This is a genomic window from Enterobacter wuhouensis, assembly GCF_035835995.1.
Lineage (GTDB): Bacteria > Pseudomonadota > Gammaproteobacteria > Enterobacterales > Enterobacteriaceae > Enterobacter > Enterobacter wuhouensis.
In genome coordinates this window covers 2,279,497-2,301,124 of record NZ_CP142124.1, presented here as the reverse complement: position 1 = coordinate 2,301,124, position 21,628 = coordinate 2,279,497, and the positions used below count along the sequence as shown (strand labels likewise).

26 protein-coding genes are annotated in these 21,628 nt (G+C 56.2%); 13 read left to right on the top strand and 13 right to left on the bottom strand.

Going from position 1 to position 21,628, the window contains the following annotated elements:
* Nucleotides 1-13: 13 nt before the first annotated feature.
* Complete coding sequence (gene hrpA, locus VPX56_RS11160; protein ID WP_326471788.1) at nt 14-3,916, bottom strand: ATP-dependent RNA helicase HrpA; 3,903 nt, start codon at nt 3,914-3,916, stop codon at nt 14-16.
* Between the two features lie 205 nt (nt 3,917-4,121).
* Here hrpA and azoR point away from each other — a divergent pair, with 205 nt between their 5' ends.
* Entirely contained in the window at nt 4,122-4,727 is a 606-nt protein-coding gene (gene azoR / locus VPX56_RS11155) for an FMN-dependent NADH-azoreductase (protein ID WP_131632730.1), read from the top strand.
* An 89-nt stretch (nt 4,728-4,816) separates the two neighbouring features.
* Nucleotides 4,817-5,503 carry an RluA family pseudouridine synthase gene (locus VPX56_RS11150; RefSeq protein WP_326471785.1) on the top strand — a complete coding sequence of 229 codons (687 nt, stop codon included), beginning with the start codon at nt 4,817-4,819 and terminating at the stop codon, nt 5,501-5,503.
* A gap of 7 nt (nt 5,504-5,510) precedes the next feature.
* Here VPX56_RS11150 and VPX56_RS11145 read toward each other — a convergent pair whose 3' ends face one another.
* Nucleotides 5,511-6,050 carry a DUF2058 domain-containing protein gene (locus tag VPX56_RS11145; protein ID WP_326471783.1) on the bottom strand — a complete coding sequence of 180 codons (540 nt, stop codon included), beginning with the start codon at nt 6,048-6,050 and terminating at the stop codon, nt 5,511-5,513.
* 270 nt (nt 6,051-6,320) lie between these two features.
* Between VPX56_RS11145 and VPX56_RS11140 the strand changes: the two genes are divergently transcribed.
* The 4 genes from VPX56_RS11140 (at nt 6,321) to VPX56_RS11125 (ending at nt 9,752) form a co-directional block, all read left to right on the top strand.
* Nucleotides 6,321-6,842 carry a DUF2778 domain-containing protein gene (locus VPX56_RS11140; RefSeq protein ID WP_131632733.1) on the top strand — a complete coding sequence of 174 codons (522 nt, stop codon included), beginning with the start codon at nt 6,321-6,323 and terminating at the stop codon, nt 6,840-6,842.
* Between the two features lie 253 nt (nt 6,843-7,095).
* Nucleotides 7,096-7,587, top strand: a complete 492-nt coding sequence (locus VPX56_RS11135; protein WP_326471780.1) for an Hcp family type VI secretion system effector — start codon at nt 7,096-7,098, stop codon at nt 7,585-7,587.
* A 137-nt stretch (nt 7,588-7,724) separates the two neighbouring features.
* Nucleotides 7,725-8,699 carry a DUF1852 domain-containing protein gene (locus VPX56_RS11130; protein WP_263611601.1) on the top strand — a complete coding sequence of 325 codons (975 nt, stop codon included), beginning with the start codon at nt 7,725-7,727 and terminating at the stop codon, nt 8,697-8,699.
* Nucleotides 8,700-8,723: 24 nt separating this feature from the next.
* On the top strand, nt 8,724-9,752 hold the full coding sequence (locus VPX56_RS11125) for a methionine synthase (RefSeq protein WP_131632737.1): 1,029 nt from the start codon (nt 8,724-8,726) through the stop codon (nt 9,750-9,752).
* Between the two features lie 3 nt (nt 9,753-9,755).
* Here the strand turns inward: VPX56_RS11125 and VPX56_RS11120 are convergent, their stop codons facing one another.
* On the bottom strand, nt 9,756-10,688 hold the full coding sequence (locus VPX56_RS11120; RefSeq protein ID WP_326471776.1) for a LysR family transcriptional regulator: 933 nt from the start codon (nt 10,686-10,688) through the stop codon (nt 9,756-9,758).
* 99 nt (nt 10,689-10,787) lie between these two features.
* On the opposite strand from VPX56_RS11120, the gene VPX56_RS11115 reads away from it, so the two are divergent.
* On the top strand, nt 10,788-11,222 hold the full coding sequence (locus VPX56_RS11115) for a DMT family transporter (protein ID WP_326471774.1): 435 nt from the start codon (nt 10,788-10,790) through the stop codon (nt 11,220-11,222).
* Between the two features lie 4 nt (nt 11,223-11,226).
* Nucleotides 11,227-11,685 carry a DMT family transporter gene (locus VPX56_RS11110; protein ID WP_326471772.1) on the top strand — a complete coding sequence of 153 codons (459 nt, stop codon included), beginning with the start codon at nt 11,227-11,229 and terminating at the stop codon, nt 11,683-11,685.
* Nucleotide 11,686: 1 nt separating this feature from the next.
* Here the strand turns inward: VPX56_RS11110 and VPX56_RS11105 are convergent, their stop codons facing one another.
* From VPX56_RS11105 to VPX56_RS11070, 8 genes are read right to left on the bottom strand one after another with little or no spacing between them, the layout of a single operon-like run.
* Nucleotides 11,687-12,214, bottom strand: coding sequence for a DUF3833 domain-containing protein (locus VPX56_RS11105; RefSeq protein ID WP_131632740.1), 528 nt, complete (start codon nt 12,212-12,214; stop codon nt 11,687-11,689).
* Entirely contained in the window at nt 12,211-12,732 is a 522-nt protein-coding gene (locus VPX56_RS11100) for a hypothetical protein (protein ID WP_326471769.1), read from the bottom strand. The genes VPX56_RS11105 and VPX56_RS11100 overlap by 4 nt, the downstream gene beginning before the upstream one ends.
* A complete protein-coding gene (locus VPX56_RS11095; RefSeq protein WP_326471767.1) occupies nt 12,729-13,214 on the bottom strand; it encodes a DUF2878 domain-containing protein in 486 nt (161 codons plus the stop codon). The genes VPX56_RS11100 and VPX56_RS11095 overlap by 4 nt, the downstream gene beginning before the upstream one ends.
* A complete protein-coding gene (locus VPX56_RS11090; RefSeq protein WP_326471765.1) occupies nt 13,211-14,431 on the bottom strand; it encodes a cyclopropane-fatty-acyl-phospholipid synthase family protein in 1,221 nt (406 codons plus the stop codon). Before VPX56_RS11090 ends, VPX56_RS11095 begins: the two co-directional genes overlap by 4 nt.
* Nucleotides 14,428-15,150, bottom strand: coding sequence for a DUF1365 domain-containing protein (locus VPX56_RS11085; protein ID WP_326471763.1), 723 nt, complete (start codon nt 15,148-15,150; stop codon nt 14,428-14,430). Before VPX56_RS11085 ends, VPX56_RS11090 begins: the two co-directional genes overlap by 4 nt.
* Before the next feature lies 1 nt (nt 15,151).
* Complete coding sequence (locus VPX56_RS11080) at nt 15,152-16,411, bottom strand: NAD(P)/FAD-dependent oxidoreductase (protein ID WP_326471761.1); 1,260 nt, start codon at nt 16,409-16,411, stop codon at nt 15,152-15,154.
* Nucleotides 16,408-17,127, bottom strand: a complete 720-nt coding sequence (locus tag VPX56_RS11075; RefSeq protein WP_326471759.1) for an SDR family NAD(P)-dependent oxidoreductase — start codon at nt 17,125-17,127, stop codon at nt 16,408-16,410. The genes VPX56_RS11080 and VPX56_RS11075 overlap by 4 nt, the downstream gene beginning before the upstream one ends.
* Nucleotides 17,124-17,558: a nuclear transport factor 2 family protein gene (locus tag VPX56_RS11070; RefSeq protein WP_326471757.1), complete on the bottom strand. Its 435-nt coding sequence runs from the start codon at nt 17,556-17,558 to the stop codon at nt 17,124-17,126. The genes VPX56_RS11075 and VPX56_RS11070 overlap by 4 nt, the downstream gene beginning before the upstream one ends.
* A gap of 257 nt (nt 17,559-17,815) precedes the next feature.
* Between VPX56_RS11070 and VPX56_RS11065 the strand changes: the two genes are divergently transcribed.
* Complete coding sequence (locus VPX56_RS11065) at nt 17,816-18,013, top strand: hypothetical protein (RefSeq protein ID WP_032669954.1); 198 nt, start codon at nt 17,816-17,818, stop codon at nt 18,011-18,013.
* A 1-nt stretch (nt 18,014) separates the two neighbouring features.
* Nucleotides 18,015-18,788, top strand: a complete 774-nt coding sequence (locus VPX56_RS11060) for a hypothetical protein (protein WP_326471754.1) — start codon at nt 18,015-18,017, stop codon at nt 18,786-18,788.
* 10 nt (nt 18,789-18,798) lie between these two features.
* Here VPX56_RS11060 and VPX56_RS11055 read toward each other — a convergent pair whose 3' ends face one another.
* Together VPX56_RS11055 and VPX56_RS11050 are read right to left on the bottom strand one after the other, a co-directional pair.
* Entirely contained in the window at nt 18,799-19,311 is a 513-nt protein-coding gene (locus tag VPX56_RS11055) for a GNAT family N-acetyltransferase (protein WP_326471752.1), read from the bottom strand.
* A 79-nt stretch (nt 19,312-19,390) separates the two neighbouring features.
* Nucleotides 19,391-19,990 (bottom strand): TetR/AcrR family transcriptional regulator, encoded by a 600-nt coding sequence (locus VPX56_RS11050; RefSeq protein WP_326471750.1) that lies wholly within the window; start codon nt 19,988-19,990, stop codon nt 19,391-19,393.
* Nucleotides 19,991-20,090: 100 nt separating this feature from the next.
* On the opposite strand from VPX56_RS11050, the gene VPX56_RS11045 reads away from it, so the two are divergent.
* The 3 genes from VPX56_RS11045 (at nt 20,091) to VPX56_RS11035 (ending at nt 21,582) form a co-directional block, all read left to right on the top strand.
* Nucleotides 20,091-20,558, top strand: coding sequence for a nuclear transport factor 2 family protein (locus tag VPX56_RS11045; protein WP_131632752.1), 468 nt, complete (start codon nt 20,091-20,093; stop codon nt 20,556-20,558).
* Between the two features lie 296 nt (nt 20,559-20,854).
* Nucleotides 20,855-21,166, top strand: coding sequence for a type II toxin-antitoxin system HigB family toxin (locus VPX56_RS11040; RefSeq protein WP_326471747.1), 312 nt, complete (start codon nt 20,855-20,857; stop codon nt 21,164-21,166).
* Nucleotides 21,163-21,582, top strand: a complete 420-nt coding sequence (locus VPX56_RS11035; RefSeq protein WP_326471745.1) for a helix-turn-helix domain-containing protein — start codon at nt 21,163-21,165, stop codon at nt 21,580-21,582. The genes VPX56_RS11040 and VPX56_RS11035 overlap by 4 nt, the downstream gene beginning before the upstream one ends.
* Nucleotides 21,583-21,628 lie beyond the last annotated feature (46 nt).

The window sequence follows — 21,628 nt, the reverse complement described above, 5'->3', positions numbered from 1 at the left end:
CCGGGCTAGGGTTTTAACCGGAGATCTGCTCCATCGCCTGCAGAATACGCTTATCCGAAATCGGATACGGCGTACCGAGCTGCTGGGCAAAGAAGCTGACTCGCAGCTCCTCGATCATCCAGCGGATCTCCTGAACGTCTTCATCATCGCGCCGCGCGGGCGGCAGCTTGTTAAGCCACTGCTGCCACGCCTGCTGCACGCTCTCCACTTTCAGCATCTGGGCGCGATCGCGATGCGGATCGATGGCCATCTTCTCCAGCCGTTTTTCAATCGCCTGCAGATAGCGCAGGGTATCGCCCAGACGCTTAAAGCCGTTGCCGGTGACAAAGCCGCGATAGACCAGCCCCGCCATCTGCGCCTTCACGTCCGACAGCCCCAGCGCCATGGTCATATCCACGCGCCCCTTGAGGCGCTTGTTGATATTGAATACGGCGGTCAGGATCTGCTCGACCTGTTTGGCAATCTCCACCACGGTGTCGTTCAGCTCCGCGCGCACCTTCTCATGAAGCTGAGCAAAGCCCTCTTCCGTCCAGACCGGACCGCCCGCCTCGTGGATCAGCTTGTCCACGCCGCAGGAGATGCAGTCGTCAATCAGATCCAGCACCTTGCCGTACGGGTTAAAGTACAGCCCCAGCTTCGCTTTGTTCGGCAGCTTCTCGTGCAGATACTTGATCGGCGACGGGATGTTTAGCAGCAGCAGGCGACGCAGCCCGCGCCACATCATCTGCTGCTGTTCCAGCGGGTTATCAAAGAGCTTGATCGCCACGCTGTCGCGCTCGTCCACCAGCGCAGGCCAGGCCTTCACCTTGTAGTTGCCGCGCTTCTGTTCGTAGCTTTCCGGAAGCTGACCAAAGCTCCAGATATGCAGCCCGCTCTGCTCGATACCGTCGTCCGCCACCGCAGACAGCGTTTGCTGAACTTTCCCCTTCAGCGCCTCTTTCAGCTCGCTCAGCGAACGCCCTTCCAGCAGCTTTTTGTTTTTATCATCCACCACGCGGAAGCTGATTTTCAGGTGATCGGGCACCTGATCCCAGTTCCAGTCGTCGCGGTCGATGGTGGTGCCGGTCATGCGGCGGAATTCACGCTCCAGCGCGTCCAGCAGCGGCAGTTCCAGCGGCGTGACGCGGCCCAAAAAGGCTTCCGCATAGTTTGGCGCAGGTACAAAGTTGCGGCGCACCGGTTTCGGCAGGGATTTGATCAGCGCAATCACCAGCTCGCGGCGCAGGCCGGGAATTTGCCACTCAAACCCGCCCTCATCGACCTGGTTTAACAGCGGCAGCGGAATATGAACGGTTACGCCATCCGCGTCGGTACCCGGTTCAAACTGATAGGTCAGGCGCAGCTTGAGGTTGCCCTGATGCCAGAAGTTCGGGTAGTCGAGCTTGCTGACCGACTCCGCCCCTTCCTTAATCAGCATGCTCTTTTCGAAGTTGAGCAGGTCAGGTGTCTCTTTGCTGGCCTTTTTCCACCAGCTGTCGAAGTGGCGGGCAGAAATCACCTCGTGGCTGATGCGCTGGTCGTAAAACTCAAAAAGCGCCTCATCGTCCACCAGAATATCGCGACGGCGGGACTTGTGCTCAAGCTCCTCCACTTCGGCGCGCAGCTTCAGGTTTTCGCGGAAGAACGCGTGGCGCGTCTGCCAGTCACCCTCCACCAGCGCGTGGCGGATAAACAGCTCGCGGCTGAGCGCCGGGTCAATCTGGCTGTAGTTAACCTTACGCGCGGCGACCACAGGCAGGCCGTAAACGGTCACTTTCTCGGTCGCCATCACCGCGCCCTGCGCGCGCTCCCAGTGCGGTTCACTGTACGAGCGTTTCAGCAGGTGCTGCGCCACCGGCTCCACCCATTCCGGATCGATACGCGCGGCAATGCGCCCCCACAGGCGGCTGGTTTCCACCAGCTCGGCGACCATGGTCCATTTCGGCGGCTTCTTGAACAGACCGGAACCGGGGAAGATGGAGAAGCGCGCGTTGCGTGCGCCGGTAAACTCCTGCTTGTCCGCATCTTTCATCCCGATATGGGACAGCAGGCCGGTCAGCAGCGCGATATGAATTTCGCGGTACTCCGCAGGCTCGCTGTTCACCGGGATCCCCAGTTCTTTCACCACCTGACGCAGCTGGGTGTAGATATCCTGCCACTCGCGCACGCGCAGGTAGTTGAGGAACTCCACCCGGCACTGGCGGCGGAACTGGTTCGAGGAGAGCGCTTTCTGCTGCTCGCCGAGGTAGTTCCACAGGTTGACGAAGGCGAGGAAGTCGGACTCTTTGTCGTGGAAGCGACGGTGCTTTTCATCCGACGCCTGCTGCTTGTCCATCGGACGCTCGCGCGGGTCCTGAATGGAGAGCGCCGAGGTAATGATCATCGCCTCGCGCACGCAGCCGTGCTTTTGCGCTTCCAGCACCATACGGGCCAGGCGCGGGTCGACCGGCAGCTGGCTGAGCTGGCGGCCCAGCGGCGTCAGCCTGTAGGCCGTCGCCTGCTCGTCGGTGGTAATCGCGCCCAGCTCTTCCAGCAGGCGCACGCCGTCCTGAATGTTGCGTTTGTCCGGCGCTTCAACGAACGGGAACGCCGCGATGTCGCCCAGCCCCAGCGCGGTCATCTGCAGGATAACGGACGCCAGGTTGGTGCGCAGAATTTCCGGGTCGGTAAATTCCGGACGAGACAGGAAATCATCTTCGGAATAGAGGCGAATACAGATCCCTTCCGACACGCGGCCGCAGCGGCCTTTACGCTGGTTAGCGGAAGCCTGAGAGACCGGCTCAATCGGCAGGCGCTGGACCTTGGTGCGATAGCTGTAGCGGCTGATGCGCGCCGTGCCCGGATCGATAACGTATTTGATGCCCGGCACGGTCAGCGAGGTTTCCGCCACGTTGGTCGCCAGCACGATACGTCGCCCGCCGTGCGGCTGGAACACGCGGTTCTGCTCGCTGTTCGACAGACGCGCGTACAGCGGTAGGATCTCGGTGTGGCGCAGATCGCGCTTGCTGAGCGCATCGGCGGTATCGCGAATTTCGCGCTCGCCGCTCATGAAGATCAGGATGTCGCCCGAACTCTCGTTGCCCAGCTCGTCGACGGCGTCAAAGATAGCCTGTAGCTGATCGCGCTCGGTATCGTCCGCCTCCTCCACAATCGGGCGATAGCGCACCTCGACCGGATAGGTGCGGCCCGAGACTTCAATAATCGGCGCATTGTTGAAATGCTTCGAGAAGCGCTCCGGGTCGATGGTCGCGGAGGTGATGATGATTTTCAGATCCGGGCGACGCGGCAGCAGCTCTTTAAGGTAGCCGAGCAGGAAGTCGATGTTCAGGCTGCGCTCGTGCGCCTCATCGATGATGATGGTGTCGTACTGCATCAGCAGGCGATCCTGCTGGATCTCCGCCAGCAGGATACCGTCGGTCATCAGCTTGACCATCGTGTTATCGCTGACGTGGTCGCTGAATCGCACCTTATACCCGATGCAGCCGCCCGGCTCCGTTTGCAGCTCTTCGGCAATACGGTTCGCGACGGTACGCGCGGCCAGTCGACGCGGCTGGGTGTGGCCAATCAGCCCTTTCACCCCGCGCCCCAGCTCCATACAGATTTTCGGCAGCTGGGTGGTTTTCCCCGAACCGGTTTCCCCCGCGACAATCACCACCTGGTGATCGCGGACCGCCTCAAGGATGTCCTGTTTTTTCTGGCTGACGGGCAGGTTTTCCGGATAGGTAATCGCCGGGCGTGCGGCTTCGCGCAGCACGACCTTCCCTGCCGCCTGTTCAATCTCTTTCGCCATCTCCTGGTAAATGGCCTGTTGTGCATCAGGATTTTTAACCTTCTTGACCCCGTGCAGGCGGCGCGCAAACCGCTGTTTATCCCGCAGCATCAGAGTATCCAGCTGTTTCAGGAGCATCGGGAAGGTTAATTTTAGTTGTTCTGTCATAGCGTTAACGGGCAGTGCACTGCCGGATAAATTCTCTTTTTAATGATTGATATAGATTACCACATCGGCGCTTTTCGCGCCTTATTCAAAAATTTCGAACATAGGCTTCGATATATTGCGCTATCCCTGCGACAGGATTGTGAATAAAGTGTCAACAAGCAACGGGGCAACCCCCTTCAATCAAATGCAAAAACAGGAATCACCCATGAGCAAAGTATTAGTATTAAAATCCAGTATTCTGGCAGGGTACTCTCAGTCTGGTCAGCTGTCCGATTATTTCGTTGAGCAGTGGCGTGAACAGCATCCAGCGGACGAAATCACCGTGCGTGACCTGGCCGCAAACCCGATTCCTGTGCTTGACGGTGAACTGGTTGGCGCGCTGCGTCCAAGCGATGCTCCCCTGACGCCGCGTCAGCAGGAAGCCCTGGCGCTGTCCGACGAGCTGATTGCGGAACTGCAGGCGCACGACGTTATCGTCATCAACGCACCAATGTACAACTTCAACATCCCTACCCAGCTGAAGAACTACTTCGACCTGGTAGCGCGCGCTGGCGTGACCTTCCGTTACACCGAGAAAGGCCCTGAAGGTCTGGTGACGGGCAAGCGTGCTGTGGTTCTGACCAGCCGCGGCGGTATTCACAAAGATACCCCAACCGATCTGGTTGCGCCGTACCTGACCCTGTTCCTGGGCTTCATCGGCATCACCGACGTGAACTTCGTGTTCGCTGAAGGTATCGCCTACGGTCCGGAAGTGGCGACCAAAGCGCAGTCTGACGCGAAAGCAGCGATCGACGGCTTCGTCGCAGCCTAAGATTTCGCCCTCTCACCGCCCGGTGGGAGGGTTTTTCTTTTACCCGCATTTCGTTATCATCCGCGCTCATTCTCCAGCGGTTCCTTTTAATGTCTGCCATTAATGATACGTTTGTTGCCCCGCCGTGTTTCGACGAAATTGAACTCCTCTGGCAGGACGAACATCTGCTGCTGATCAACAAGCCCTCCGGACTTCTCAGCCTTTCAGGCAAAAATCCGCAGAACCTCGATTCCGTTCATTATCGTCTGGTTCAGTCTTTTCCAGGCTGCACGCTGGTGCATCGTCTGGATTTTGGCACGTCCGGGATTATGGCGATCGCGCGAAACAAAGCGATCAACGCCGCGCTGTGCCATCAGTTCACCCAGCGTGCGGTGAGCAAGGTCTATGCCGCGCTGCTCTGCGGACACGTTGAGAATGACGAAGGGATAATCGATGCGCCAATTGCTAAAGATCCGGCGCTGTTTCCGCTGATGTCGATTTGCGCCGTCACGGGCAAACCGGCCCGCTCGCGCTACCGGGTGATCGAACGTTTTTATCAGGCGACGGGGTTGCCGTTGACGCGGGTTGAACTTACGCCGGAAACCGGGCGTACGCACCAGCTGCGCATTCACTGCCAGCAACTGGGCCACCCTATTTTGGGCTGCGATTTATATGGCGGCCTTGAATGGCCCGGCGCCGGAACGACGCCGCGGCTGATGCTGCACGCCAGCGGGCTGGATTTTGTGCATCCGGTGAGCGGAGAGGCAATCAACGCCCGTCACGCTGCACCGTTTTAAACAGGGTTTACCACATCAAATCGTCAGGGATTTTGAAGTCCGCGTACGGATCGTCTTCATCCTGCTCTTCCTGGCTCAGCGCGCTGTTTAGAACGATGCTGTCGGCATCGCGCTGGGCGATTTTATCGGCAACCACCGCCGGGATGATCGCGTATTCGCAGTCGCCGTTGGCGTTAATCACCAGGCGCGCAATCGCCAGACGGCCGTTGATCAGCTGGGTCTGAGTTTGCTTATCGACCTCAATTTTTTTGATCAGATTGCCGTCGGTAAAGTTAAAGGTGATGTTGCCTCTTGAAACGGTAATGCGGTTCATCTCAATCAGCTGCTTCACCTGCGCTTTAAACTCCTTCGCCAGCACGGCCTGCTTCTGCTGCTCGCTAAGCTGTTTATCGCGCTCGATCTGCGCCTTCTTGTTTTCTTCGACGGCTTCTCTCGCCTCGCGAGCCTGCACGCGAGATTTTTTCGCCGTGCGCTGAACCTTAGCCATTTTCTTGCTGGACACGAGGCCCGCTTTCAACATCTGCTCTTGTAAGGTGAGTTTTGTCATGATCGTATCTAAACCGGTTGGAAATTTGAGGGGATTATAGCGGGAATTGGGCAGGATACGCCAGACAAGCAGGCGTGGCGTATCCTGGCCTGAGTCAGTCCCACAATTCCCTCAACATTTAATAACGATAATATCTTTATAGTGATTAAAAAATGCCACGTCATTTTCTTAAAAAAATTGGGCCAAGAAAAAATATGATGTGGGTCGAATATTCCAGCTCACTTCAGGCGTAGGCTCGGCTTTATTGTATAGATAGGATGATAAGAGACTGTGGCTATAAATGGAACAATGATGCTTAATGGTGCTGACTATGCGCCTTTCAACCTGTATGGCGTTGGCGTATTTATGGCGCATTCGGGGCAAGGTGCTTACCGTAACAATGGTTTTTGCGGCGCAATTAAAGGTTCGGGCCCGATTCCACCGGGTAAATACTGGATTGTTGACAGAGGGGCCGGAGGCTTCTTATCGGGTATAAAAGCTAATCTTCAGGATCGGTGGAACAAAATTAGATCCGGCGCAGAATTTGGGCGTGATGAATGGTTCGCCTTATACAAGGACGACTGGGGAATCGACGACGGCACCTGGATTGATAATGTTTATCGAGGTTTGTTTAGGCTGCATCCGGGCACGGTGTCGGAGGGATGTATAACTATCGCCCATAATTCTGATTATGCAATGATCCGTAACGCACTGATGAGTACAGAACTTATTCCGGTTCCCTGTATGCGTACGCTTATGGCACGCGGATGGGTGGAGGTTTTTGAAAATGGTTACACCCATACTTGTGCGTAATTGGCGCTTTAAAATTTTCAAAACAGCATGGTTTTTACTGATTAGCCTTTTGACTGGTCGCACTTTAGGACCAGCCGAAATGTATATCAATCATGACGTGGCCTCCTCTGTCTGTTATTTCATCTATGATGACGTCAACGCTGAAACCATGTACGAAACATATACAAATATCGATATTTTAACCGTGTTAATCATTTCTATGATGATTTATATCTTAACAATTACATTATTAGAAAAAATAAGGAAATAGAGCATGCCAATTCCTCCCTATTTGTGGCTTAAAGATGATGGCGGCGCGTGCATCACAGGATCGGTGGACGTCAAAGGCCGTGAAGGCAGCATTGAGATTATCGGGCTAAGTCACGGTCTTAATCTTCCGGTAGACAGCGCAAACGGCAAGATCACCGGCACACGACAGCACTCTTCCATGCGGTTCGAAAAGGAAGTTGATAGCGCCACGCCCTATCTCTACAAAGCCGCCTCTACCGGCCAGGCTTTTAAAAGCGCTGAAATCAGGTTCTATCATATTAATGATGCCGGGCAGGAGGTGTGTTATTACACCGTGTTAATGGAACACGTTAAGGTGACTGGCGTTAACTGCAGCGTACCAAACGTAAAGATCGCCGCCAACGACAAAATGAACCATGTAGAAAGCGTTAGCCTGCAGTATGAAAAAATCACTTGGCGCATCGTAGACGGGAACATCGTGCACAGTGACGCCTGGAATGAACGTCCTACAGCCTAAATACGAGGGGCCTAAGCCCCTCATGAACTTCCCTCATGTTGCATTGAAATTAAGTCACTTCCCCTGCGCCACTGGCTCAGGCATAAATTATGCATTGATAACTTCCTGGCAACATGAACTTAGGATGCATAACCACAATGAGTAAAGCTTTTACATTTAGCCTTAAGCGCAGTTGCTTCGATGAAAATTACAACCCGTCAGAAAATACGCGTACTACCACCAACTTTGCCAACCTGGCGCGTGGCGAAAAGCGTCAGGAAAATCTGCGCAACACGCTGGTGATGATCAACAACCGCTTCAACGCCCTGGCGCGCTGGGATAACCCTAAAGCCGATCGCTACGCGGTTGAGCTTGAGATTATTTCCGTGGATATGAACGTCGATGGCGAAAATAGCTTCCCGGCCATTGAAATACTGCAAACCTTTATTGTCGATAAAAAAACCAACGAGCGCATCGAGGGTATCGTCGGGAATAACTTCTCGTCCTACGTGCGTGACTATGATTTCAGCGTCTTGCTGCTCGAACACAATAAGGATCGGTCAACCTTCAGTATTCCAGAGAACTTTGGCGAACTGCACGGCAACATTTTCAAGCACTTCACCCACTCTGCCGAATACAAAGAACACTTCAAAAAGCCGCCGGTGATCTGCCTGAGCGTCTCCAGCAAGGACACTTACCACCGCACCGGTAACACCCACCCGGTGCTGGGCATCGAGTATCAGCCCGACGGCACCTCGCTGACCGAGCAGTACTTCGGCAAGATGGGCCTGAAGGTGCGTTACTTCATGCCGGAAAACAGCGCGGCGCCTTTCGCCTTCTATTATTCCGGCGATTTGCTGGCTGACTACTCGAATCTTGAGCTGATTGGCACCATCAGCACGATGGAAACGTTCCAGAAGATTTATCGCCCTGAAATTTATAACGCTAACTCAACCGCGGGCCAGTGCTATCAGCCGGATCTGAATCAGCAGGATCATTCCTTAACCAAAATTGTGTATGACCGGGAAGAGCGCAGCCAGCTGGCGATCCAGCAGGGTAAATTTACGGAAGAGCAGTTTATTAAGCCTTTCCAGCAACGTCTTGAGCAGTGGTCTCATAACTTCACGCTTTAATTAATCGAATAAGGTCTTTTTATTATGAAAACATTGCTCCCAACGTCTACGGCAGGCAGCCTGCCAAAGCCAACCTGGCTTGCTCAACCGGAAACCCTGTGGTCGCCGTGGAAATTACAGGATCAAGAGCTACTGGCGGGTAAGCAGGATGCCCTTCGCCTGTCCCTGGACGAGCAGCTTCGGGCAGGTATCGATATCGTCAGCGACGGCGAGCAGACCCGTCAGCACTTCGTGACCACCTTTATTGAGCACCTCAGCGGCGTGGATTTTGAGAACCGTCAGACCGTACGCATTCGCAACCGCTACGACGCGAGCGTGCCCACCGTTGTCGACGCCGTGACGCGCCAGAAGCCGGTGTTCGTTGACGATGCAAAGTACCTGCGTCAGCTCACCGACAGGCCGATTAAATGGGCGCTGCCGGGCCCGATGACCATGATCGATACGCTTTATGATGCTCACTACAAAAGCCGCGAGAAGCTGGCCTGGGAATTCGCCAAAATTCTTAACCAGGAAGCCCGCGAGCTGGAGGCCGCCGGGGTCGATATTATTCAGTTCGACGAACCGGCCTTTAACGTCTTTTTCGATGAGGTCAACGACTGGGGCATCGCCGCGCTGGAGCGCGCCATTGAAGGACTGAAGTGTGAAACCGCCGTACACATCTGCTACGGGTACGGCATCAAGGCCAATACCGACTGGAAAAAGACGCTGGGTTCGGAATGGCGACAGTACGAAGAGGCCTTCCCTAAGCTGCAGACCTCGAACATCGACATTATTTCCCTGGAGTGCCACAACTCGCGCGTGCCGATGGATCTGCTGGAGCTGATCCGCGGTAAAAAAGTGATGGTAGGCGCGATCGACGTCGCCACGAATACGGTTGAAAGCCCGGAAGACGTTGCCGACACCCTGCGTAAAGCGCTGCAGTTTGTCGATGCGGACAAGCTCTACCCGTCGACCAACTGCGGTATGGCTCCCCTTTCCCGCCAGGTGGCCAACGGCAAGCTGAAGGCGCTCAGTGCCGGAGCCGACATCATTCGCCGCGAGCTTTCCCGCTAACCCTCAGGTTTGCCAGTACAGCGGCGTGCCGAAGCGCTCGATGTAATAATCAATCACCGCCCTGACGTTAAGGGGCGGATGCCGCGCGTTCGGATAAATCGCCGCAATAGTAAGCGGCTCCGTCGTAATAGAACACTCCAGCCCCGGCATGAGCGCCACCAGCTCGCCGCTTCTCAGCCTTTCGCTCACCATCCAGTCGGGGAATAGCACGATCCCCATCCCGCCCAGCGCGGCAATCAGCAGCGTTTCGGCGTTATTTGAGGTCATCAGCGGGGAAATAGGATAGTGAACCCACGCCTCGCCCGGCTGCCGAATCAGCCATCGGTTAGGACCGGACGAGCCGCGATACAGAAGGCAGCGATGATGGTTAAGATCTTCCGGACCTTGAGGCGCGCCGTGTTTACGCACATAGTCCGGCGAGGCCGCCAGATGATAGAACTGCTGCCCGAATACGCGGGCGTGAAACGAGGAATCCGTGAGCGCGCCGATGCGGAAGATCACGTCAGCGGCGTCACGGTGCGGGTCGATAAAATCGTCGGTGAGCGTGAGCTCGATAGTGAGGCGGGGGTAACGTGCCGAAAGCGTGGGCAGACCCGGCGCAATGTGTCGTTGACCGAAGAAAACCGGGCCGTTGATACGCAGCGTGCCCGACGGCTCACTCGCGCGTTCGTCCAGCTCGCGCCTCGCATCCTCAAGATTCCCCGCCATTGCCCGGGCATACTGAACGAAAAGATGCCCGCTTTCCGTCGGAATAATCGCCCGCGTGTTGCGATAGAAAAGCTGTTGCCCGAGGGCGTCCTCAAGCTGGTGGATGACGCGGGAAACCTGCGACGCCGAGATCCCCTCCCGTCTGGCAACCACCGAAAAATTCTGCGTTTCATAAACCGCGATAAAGATCATCAGCGCGCGAATGTTGATGTTTCCGACGTTAATCATTAATGCATATCCTGCACAGGTGTTTCCTGCATTATGGCATTTTTCTCAATGATGATCGGACGTAATCTTCTGGACCAAGAAAAAGGTAGAAGAGGCATTATGCACATCATTTTGATTTTACTGGTTATTGCCGGCGGCATGGGGTTGTCCGTTGAAGCTGGCCTGCTGGGTCCGCTGGGCGCAGAGGTCGGCGACCTGTGGGCCGCGTTCAGCATTTTTAGCGTGGGGACGGGGCTGACGTTTTTACTGATGCTATTCTTCAGCCCGCGCAATAGCCCGTCGTTTTTTGCCCAGCCCTCGTGGCATTTGCTCGGCGGCGTGCTCGGCCCGGTCTACGTCATCATCCTCACCGTTGCCACTCCGGCCATCGGCATCGCTATGACCATGATCGGCATTCTGGCGGGGCAGGTATTTAAAAGCCTGATCATCGACCACTACGGTCTGCTGGGTACGCCGCACCGCAGGATCGATACGAAACGCATTATCGCGCTGGCGTTCATTATTGCCGCGCTTATTCTCGTGGCCCAGGGGTAACGTTATGACCGTAATTATGATTATGCTAGCCGTTATCGGCGGCGCGACGCTGAGCGCTCAGGCCGCCATTAACGGGCAGTTAGGCAACAGCGTGGGCGTATTTAAAAGCGCGTTTCTGACCTTTTCAGTGGGCGCGCTGGTAACCGCCCTGCTCATCTTCTTCTTTGAGCCGAAACAGGCGGTTAGCCTGATGGACGTGCCGAAGTGGCAGCTGCTGGGCGCGCTGTGCGGCGTGCCGTACATCGTCGTGATGGTGCTCGCCGTACAGCGCATCGGCACCGCGGTTGCCACGGTGGCGGTCATTCTGGGTCAGCTCAGCATGAGCATGCTGATTGATAACTTCGGCTGGCTGAACAACGAAGCCATTCCGTTTTCAACGAGCCGCCTGGCCGCCGTTCTCTGCCTGAGCATTGCCCTGTACTTCATCTACTCCAGCAATAAATCCCGCCCCGCCAGCGCCTAAATCACGCTTTACGGGTAAAGAAGAGCGTCACCGTGGCGACGGTGACGCCAAATTTCTTCATTTCGGTTTTATTGAACAGGTGCGTTCCGTCCTGCAGGTACATCCAGTCGTCGAAGTGCAGCAGCCAGGTTTTACCGTCAGCCTTGACGTTCATGCTGTAGCGCCAGTTGAAGGCGTTCCCCGCCGCCTGGCCGGAGGCGACGCCTTCGATATCGCCTGCCGTCCCTTCATAGCGGTCTGCCGCCACGCGGCGGATATGCCAGACGCGCTGCTGTTTTTCGCCGTCGTCGTAGACAAAATGCTCGGTGAGGGTCAGCGTATCGCCAATGACGTCTCCGGCGATCTCAACGTGAAAACGGCGGATCTGCTTTCCGCTGCGATCCTGCACCATTCCCCACGCCTCGGTTTTACCCTGGAAATACGTGAAGATGTCCAGCGTCGGCTGCTGCTGACGGTACTCCGTTACCTCCGTGCTGCAGCCTGCCAGCAGCATCGTCAGGGCAAAGGCCGCGATCATAATACGTTTCATTGTTGACCTCCGATGAGCTGCTGGCGCAGTTCGGGATATCGGGTACGGGGATCGAGCCATATTGCCAGAAAGCGCGTGCTGAACCCCGCTGACTGAAGTGGCCCGAGTGGAGTAAAAACTGCCTGCGCGGGAGCGCGATACCAGAACTGCCCCTGCCTGTTCTTAAGCACAAACGCCAGCTGTGAACCCGTCGTGACGTCCGGCCAGAGCGCTCCCAGCATGCGAAGCCACGCTTCGCTCTGCGGCTCTTGCTGCACAATGCCCTGCGCCCGCCACTGGTCGCGCGTTGCCTCGACCAGCTCCTCGCGATCGATATCGCGCGCGTAGGTGATAACCAGCGCACAATCTCCGTTTGCGCCTCCGTAGCGCCCGTCCGGCGTCAGCAGCTGCGAGGTGTAAACGGTGAACGGCCCCCAGGTGAGCGTGGCGCTTCCCACCTTTCGCCAGCCGAGCCAGTCGGCGGCGTATGTCGTTGAGGTGAAAACGACCATGCAGATCAACAGCAGCACGGCTCTCATTGTTGTCTCCCCATCAGCAGGTGGAAAAACAGCATCAGCACCAGCCAGCCGGGCGCCATCCAGCTGACGACGATGAAGGTGGGCTCCAGAAACGCAATCGCGCCCAGCCGCTCCCCGATGAGGTAGGCCACCGGCCCGCCCGCGGTTGCCAGCAGCGTTAACATCCAGCCGGGCAAGGTCGTGGTGTAGGTCAGGTGCGTCCAGACGACGGCGAACATCAGCCACAGCGCCATCATCCACAGGGGCATCAGCGAGTCGCCCGTAAAGGCAATCAGCCCCGTCACCGCCCAGAGGGCATCGAGCAGGCAGCCCGCGGCGGCAAGTAAAATGGCATACAGCCTGCGCGCAGGCGCGAGCATCAGGCAGGCGACGATCGCCAGTACGATCCAGATAACCAGACCGCGCTCGCGAAACAGCACCACCAGCGTCCAGTAGAGATCGAACGCAATCGCCATCAGGAACACCTGCCCGTAACGTCTCATACGCGTTCCGCAGTCAGCTGAACCACGCTGATGGTGCGGGCGTTGAACCCGGCTTCACAGTAGCCAAAATAGTAAAGCCACATCCGGCGAAAGCGCTCGTCAAACCCCAGCGCTTCGATCTCCTGCCAGGCGTGGACAAAGCGCTGCCGCCAATGGGCCAGCGTGCGGGCGTAGTCCGGCCCCATGTCGAAAAGGTTGCGCACCACAAAATCGGTGTGGCGCGTCATCAGCTCGTTCATGGCGGTGATGCTCGGTAAAAAGCCGCCGGGAAAGATGTAGCGCTGGATAAAATCGACGCTTTTGCTGTAGGCGCGGTAGCGCTGATCCTGAATGGTGATGGCCTGGATCGCCATGCGTCCCCCCGGGCGCAGCCGCGCCTGGCAGGTGCGGAAGAACGTCGGGAGATAGTTTTGCCCCACCGCTTCAATCATCTCAATCGACACGAGCTTGTCGTACTGGCCGGTCAGATCGCGATAGTCGCAGAGCAGCACCTCCACGCGGTCCTGCAGCCCGGCGCGGGCGATCCGCTCCGTTGCCCAAAGGTACTGCTCTTTAGAGAGCGTGGTGGTCGTTACCCTGCAGCCGTAATGACGCGCGGCGTACTCCGCCATCGCCCCCCAGCCGGTGCCGATTTCCAGCAGGTGGTCGTCCGGGGTGAGCGCAAGCTGATCGCACAGGCGCGCCATTTTTGCCCGCTGGGCCGCCGTCAGATCCTGCTCCTCATGGGTAAACAGCGCGCTGGAATAGAGCAGCTCTTTATCGAGGAAATGGGCGTAAAAGGTATTCCCCAGATCGTAATGGGCGGCAATATTGTCCCTCGCCTGCGCGCGCGAGTTGCGGCGCATCCAGTGGCGCAGACGCTCAACCGGCCTGCCGAACAGGCGGAAGCCGTTTTCCAGCCGTCCGAGCACGTCACCGTTGAGGGCCAGGAGCTGCAGAAGCGGCGTAAGCTGGGCAGTTTCCCACTCGCCGTCCATCCAGGCTTCGGACGCGGCAAGGCTGCCGCCCGTTAAGACGCGCCAGTAAACCCCCGGCGTCAGGACCTGAACATCAGCGTGTAGCGCAGCGGAGGGGTCGCCAAACTGAAAGGCCTGCGCCCCTTCGCGCACGGTGAGGGATCCGCCTCGGATGCCGCTCAACAGGCGGAAAAGCAGCCAGCGCGCGACGCGAACGTTGCGCGGAATATCGGGTTCAAGCGCAAAGACGGGATCGGTCATGAGCGTTCACTCCTGCTGACGGGATGGTTATGCAGCGGCACGCGCTTGAGCCACAGCCTCAGCGCCTGCCAGTAAATGGCGAAAACGGTTTTGAGCGTCATCAGCGGGATCCGCACCAGCATCCGCCTCAGCGACGCGCGCGTAAGCGGCTCCCGGCGAAGCGCCAGCGTGGCGTCGAAGACCTTCGTGTCCTGATGGTTCTCAATATGCATGCTGAGGGTGTTATCTGGGCTGTTGAAGCGCCAGTGGTAAACCATCTCCATCGGGTTAAACGGCGAGACGTGGAACGCTTTTTCCGTTGGCTGCGCGTTCTGCCCGTTCACCGCGTAGTAATGCCGCTCGTTCCAGGGCGTATTGCGCACCTCGGCGAGCACCCAGCGCAGGCTTTCTGCCCGGTCATAGCAGTAGTAAAAATTGACCGGATTAAAATGAAAGCCGAAGTAGCGCAGCTGCGACAGGAGCATCACGCGCCCGTCGGGACGCTCACCGGTCAGGCTCTGCAGGCGCGCAAGCACGTTCGCCTTTAGCGGCGCGCCCAGTGGGTAATCCTCATCGTAAAACGAGGCGGCGGCAAACCGGTTGCGGCGCACGCCAGCGGCGGGCAGCGCATCAAGCTCGTCGAGATCCAGCCAGGCCATAAAGACGGTGTAGGTAAAGTCGTGCGCTTTCGGCTGCAGCCGGCGGTGGCGCAGCGCGCCGTGATAAAGGCAGCTATTCATCTCAGTTGCCCTCCTCTGCCGCCAGACCGTGCACCACGTCCAGCGCGCTGCGCACGCCGTCTTCGTGAAAACCGTTGTACCAGTAGGCGCCGCAGAACCAGCTCCGGTTATGGCCGTTGATCTCGCCGCGACGCGCCTGCGCGCGCCAGCTTTTCGGGTTAAACAGCGGGTGTTCATAGACAAAACGCTTCAGGACAAAGCGTTCATCCACCGGCGTTTCAGGGTTCAGGGTGACGCAGAACAGCGGGCTTCCGGCGGGCAGCCCCTGCAGAATATTCATGTTGTAGGTGACGCAGGCGCTGGCCCGATCCCGCTCGCTCAGGCGGTAGTTCCAGCTCGCCCAGGCGCGCTCGCGCACCGGCAGCCAGCGTTTGTCGCTGTGTAGCACCACCTCGTTGCGCTGCCAGCCAATATCCCCCAGCACCTCACGTTCTGCGGGCGTAGGATCGTCCAGCATCGCCAGCGCCTGCCCGGAATGGCAGGCAAAGATCGCCCGATCGAAGGTTTGGCTGTCGTTGTCCAGCCGGATCGTGACGCCCCGCTCGTCGCGGCTCACCCGCTGCACGGGCGCGTTCAGGCGTAACGTTACGCGGTTTCCGAGCTTGTCGAGCATCGCGCGGATGTACTCCCGCGATCCGCCGGGCACCACGTACCACTGCGGACGGTGGGTGACGTCGAGCAGGCCGTGATTTTCGAAGAAACGCAGGAAAAGCGGCAGCGGGAAGCGCTTCATCTCCTGCAGCGACGACGACCAGATGGCCGCCCCCATCGGCAGAATGTAGTGACGAGCGAAAAATGGCGTAAAGCGATGCCGATCGAGAAAGGTCTGCAGCGTGGCGTGGGGATCAACGTTCGCCGCCAGCGCCTGTTTCGCCAGCCGGTTAAAGCGCACGATCTCTTTCAGCAGCGACCAGAACGCGGGGTTCACCAGATTACGACGCTGGGCAAACAGCGACGTCAGGGTGTGTCCGTTGTACTCCAGCCCCGTCTTCGGGTTGTGAACCGAAAAGCTCATCTGCGTTTTCTGCCCACTGATGCCCAGCTCGCTGAGCAACCCCATAAAGCGCGGATAGGTGCGATCGTTGTAGACGATAAAACCGGTGTCTATGGCGTAGTTCCCCTGCGGCGTGGAGACGTCTACCGTCGCGGTGTGTCCGCCCGGCGTGGCTCCGGCCTCAAACACGGTGACCTGATGGTGGCCAGCCAGCCGCCAGGCGCAGGTTAATCCGGCAATGCCGCTGCCGATAATAGCGATGTTCATGACCGCACCATCCTGCGCAGGAGCGCATTCTGCATAAACGCGGGTAGCCCTGACAGCAGCCGTAAAATCAGGCCAAACCCGGTGGGGAATGCAATGTGTTTTTTATTTTTCGCCAGCCCGGCACGAATCGCCTTCACCGCGTATTCAACGCTCACCTTTCCCGGCATGGCGAAATCATTTTTTTGGGTCAGCGGCGTATCGACAAATCCGGGTGAAACGACGGTCACGCCGATCCCTTTCGGTTCCCAGTCGAGGCGCAGCGTTTCGGCGAACCAGGTTAAGGCGGCTTTCGACGCGCCGTAGGCTTCGGCTCGCGGGAAGTGCAGCCAGTGCGCCATCGAGCTGACGAGGACCACGCGGTTGCCCGCCGCCAGCTGTGGCTGAAGCGCGGCCAGGCAGTTAACCGGGCCGAGGACATTGGTGGTCATCACCCGCTCCACCAGCGCGGCATCTACCACGCCGCGGTCGAAGTATTCGCAGGTTCCGGCGCAGAGGATGACCGTATCGGCATACAGCCCCGTCAGGGCCTGGCGACAGGCGTCCCTGTCCGTCATATCGAACAGGCGCACGGTGATGTTGGGGCTGTGCTGATGCAGGGCTTCAAGACGCGACGGATCGCGTCCGCAGGCAATGACGTGATAGCCGTCATCCGCATAGGACCTCGCCAGCCCGGCGCCAATGCCGGAGCTCGCGCCGGTGATAAGTACCGTATTCATGATTTCACCCTGCGCTTCACGCCGCGCACCGCCCAGCCGAGTACGGGAAGATGTTCATAGATCATCTCTCCGGCATCGTAGTAATCCCGCTGACGGACGATCAGATCGTTTTCCACGTCCACCACCGAACAGCCCGGTAGCTCAAGCTGCTCTCCCCCGGCAATGCGCGGATGCGACCAGTGCATCGTCCAGGTAACGACAAAACGGCGTTCGTTACTCAGCGGGGGATCGATGGAAAAACGGCAGTTTTCCACGTTAGCCAGCAGATGGGTAAAGTAACGCTGGATCGCAAATAGCCCATTATGCTCACCGAACGGGTCGATAAGCGTGGCTTCGGGGTCATAAAGCCCCGCCAGCGCCGACGGTGGCTGGCTATCCAGCGCGGTGTAGTAATCAACAAATCGACTGATGACGGTGGGCAACGTGCTCATGGGTCACATCCTGGCTGTAAACAACGTGGCGTAATCGCATAATTAAAACTTACACAACCATTGTTATTTGTCCAAGTTTGTGTATAAATTTATTTTTTTACACATATATTTCAATAGCTTAAAAAGCTAGCTATACGTGCATTTTTTCCACCGAAATAAAAACCCTGCCGCTCGGCAGTGCTTTTAGGGAAAACCTTAAGGCGAACTTGTCATTTATCTTCCAGGCTTATCCTTTTTATTCATAAGGATGCTTCACGATGAGACGTTTCTTTCTCTCTCTCTTTTCAAGCCCGGAATCGTTGCTTCAGGTGATGACGCAGCAGGAGATTATTGAAGCCGTTGAGGACGGTGACCGCATCATTATCGATCAGGACGGGAACGCCTCGGTGAACTACAAAAGCAACGAGGTGCGTCAGGATTTCCTGCGCCACGTCACCGCGCTGAAGAGGGCCTGATATGGGAACGGCGATCTTTATGGTGCTGATGGTGTGCGGGTACTGGTACACCAGCCGCGATCTCTCAACCCGCTTTAAAATCAAACGCTCCTTCGGCTGGGACGTCTATTTCCTCGTCGCGCTGTATGGCTGTATTTTCGTTTTACAGGGCGTCATTGCCACCGGCCTGCTCTGGCTGCTGCTGTTCGCACTTTCGGCAGCGGACAATAACTTCCACTTTACCTCGCAGAAGTATGCCGACTGGCAGATTGATTTTATGAACTGGAGCTTCCTGGGAATTCAGGCACCGGTGGTGGTAATGCTGGCGTTCGCGATCCTGTTTTGTCTTTATCGCTCCAACTGGGCAGGCAGCGCGAGGCTGGACGGTGAAGGCAGGAGAAAATTGTATAAGCGCCTGGCGCAGTCGAGCGGTATTGAGCAGCTGCTTTACCAGTGCATGGAGCAAGGCGAGCTGGCGCAGGTGGCGCTGAGGTCGCGGCGGATTTATGTCGGCATGATCCATACCGCCACGCTGGAGTATGAAAAGACGGCCAACATCGTGCTGATCCCGATGCTTAGCGGCTATCGCGACGAAAAAACGATGAACCTGCGCATCGAAAATAACTACAGCAAATGGTACGACGAACATGACATTACGCTTGATTCGGAACCCCGCAGCGCCATGGATTTCCGCAAGGTCATTTTGCTCAATCAGATTGAGAGTATCTCACTCTTTGACCCCGCCAGCGCGAGCGCGCTGGAGATGGCCCCGGAGGAGGAACACGACGATCGGTAGCGAGAAACGGCTATAAAGACAGTCTCATAATTTTCAGCATGCTCCGCTGAGACGCGGTTTCAAACGCGACCTCGTTGACGCAGAGCATCCCCTGTTTTTGATAGAACCGATAGGCCCCTTCGTTCTGCTCGAGCACTTCCAGCCATAGCATCGCTTTGCCCTTATTTCTGGCGAGCTGAACCATTTGTTCAAACATTACCTGACCATAATTTTTGCCCGTCTCAGCGGGAGCCAGATAAATTTTGTTAAGCAGTACACCAACCTCGCCGGTGCCCGGCATCGCGGCTTCCCATGAGACCTTTGTAAAACCTATCGGGCGATCGGTTTGTGCCACATACCAGGTGACACCCTCCTCCCTCAGGCTTTTTTCGAGCACCGGGAGAGCATACTCCCCGGAGAGAAAATCGTTCATTTCTGCTTCTGATACCCACAGAGGTGCAAAGTGAGCAGGATAGATCTCATAGCCTAAATCGCTCAGCAACTGTGAATCGGCTGAGGTGGCCTGGCGTAAACGTAGGGTCATGTTGTTTTCCTTGCTTAGAATTCCGCTCAGTATTGCGTAAGCACGGCCATTAATAAACCGACTCGTGTTGTTGAGCCGATTACACCTCACCCTCAGCGGCGCAGCCGATAATTTTCTCCAGCCCGCTCTTAAGCCGATCGATAATGTCCTCGATATCCATGCCCATTTGCGCATGAATTATGGCACCGTCGATCAGAATCATGATTTCATCAAGCCGTGGGGCGTCGGAAATACGGGTTAGCGCCGCAATCTTTTCTTTTGCTTCCATTTTATGCCTGCGGCAAATGTCTTTTATTTCGCTCTCAATATCCTCGGATTTCGCTTCTGCGCTGGCGTTAATAAAAGCGCAACCGTGGAACAGAGGCGAAATGAACCATTCATAAAGCGTTGCCGATATGGCCTCTGACGATGCTTTCCCCTTCTCGACATTCAGGCGCAGCGCGGTCTCGAACCAGTCAATCCATACTTCATGCCGGTAGTTTAAATAGGCCAGAATGAGCAGGCTTTTACTCGGAAAATGGCGATAAAACGTCACCTTCGTCACGTGCGCCTGCTTGATGATGGTATCCACGCCCGTTGCCTTAAACCCGGTGGTATAAAACAGCTCGTGCGCGGTAAGCACTATTTTATCCCGGACGCTCAATTTCCCGTCGTTATTCTTGCTGGATGTGTTTTCCAAATTCCGGCCTCCATTGACATGTTGACAGCGTTATTTTTCAGGCATAGATTAACGCAAGTAGACAGATCTGTCTACTTAATAGCAACCTGAGGAATGAATCATGAACATCCGTCCACCGCTACCTCCCTTTACGCGCGAAACTGCAATTGAAAAAGTCCGACTGGCTGAGGATGGCTGGAATAGCCGCGACCCTGCCAAAGTTGCCCTTGCCTACTCTCTGGATACCCAATGGCGTAACCGCGCGGAATTTGCGACTAACCGCGAGGAGGCCCAGGCATTTCTGGACCGCAAATGGAAGAAAGAGCTGGACTATCGCCTGATAAAAGAGCTTTGGGCATTTACCGAAAACCGCATAGCCGTGCGCTATGCCTATGAATGGCATGATGATTCAGGCAACTGGTATCGTTCTTACGGCAATGAAAACTGGGAGTTTAACCAGGACGGGCTAATGACCCGCCGTTTCGCCTGCGTCAATGACATGCCGATCGGCGAATCGCAGCGGCTGTTCCACTGGCCTCTCGGCAGACGCCCTGACGATCATCCCTCTTTGAGCGATCTGGGGCTGTAGGGAGCTGAACCCTATCGAAAATTTGGGGAACGTCGCAGATTTTCATTCCTGACTCTGCTGTCTGCCGCTCGCTTCCCACAGTGAAACAGCATAAGCATGTACGTTCTCAATCTCATCAGTTTAATCACTCTTAATGGTCGGGATATTGGATCGTTTGGTAAAAGGTTATCCTTTAGAAACGGAAAATTACCTGACCAAATGAGGGGTGAAATTCAATGTTGACGTTCACATATTGTAAACGGTAAAGTGCGGTGCTATCATGTTCACATAATGTGAACGGATGGAACGACCGCAAGATGCACGTAATTTCAAAAGACCCTTTTGAGGAAGCGGCAAAGCGATATCCCAACGATTCGTTAGCCATTCGGGCTCTGTACCGCTTAGTGCGCGAGACGGACTTCTCTTCTCCAGCCGATCTGCGAACTCTGATACCAAGCCTGGATAATTTTAAGTACCGGAATAAGTGGTGGGTTTTGGATGTAGGGGGCAACAACTTGAGGGTTATCGCCTATATCAATTTCGTGAATAAACGCTTCTATGTGAAGCATATCGCAACCCACGCTGATTACGACAAGTTGACCCGCTATTACAGGGAGAACAAAGAATGATTACCAACACTGCGAAAGCCATTGAAGCAACCAAACAACTCGTAGCTGCTGTCCCGTTCCTGGGGGGCAGTTCGTCCGAGAGCGATTACCGCGAAGCGATGGAACTGGTGGATTACCTGATCGAGAACGATGATGAGAACCCGCTAATAGACTTCCTGGCGAGCAAAATTGCCGACTATGAAGATAACAGCCCTCGTTTCGCTGAATTCAACAAAGCTATCGCTGAAATGCCGGTCGGCGTTGCACTGCTGCGCACCCTGATTGACCAGCACAAGCTCTCCTACTCTGATCTGAAAGAGGAGATCGGATCTAAATCACTGGTTAGCCAGATTCTGTCCGGCCAGCGCTCTCTGACCATCGCTCACATTAAAGCGCTATCCTCGCGCTTTGGTGTTAAACCTGAGTGGTTTCTTTAACCGAAAGATATAACTAAATCACCATCTGGTGATTTAGTTATTGTTA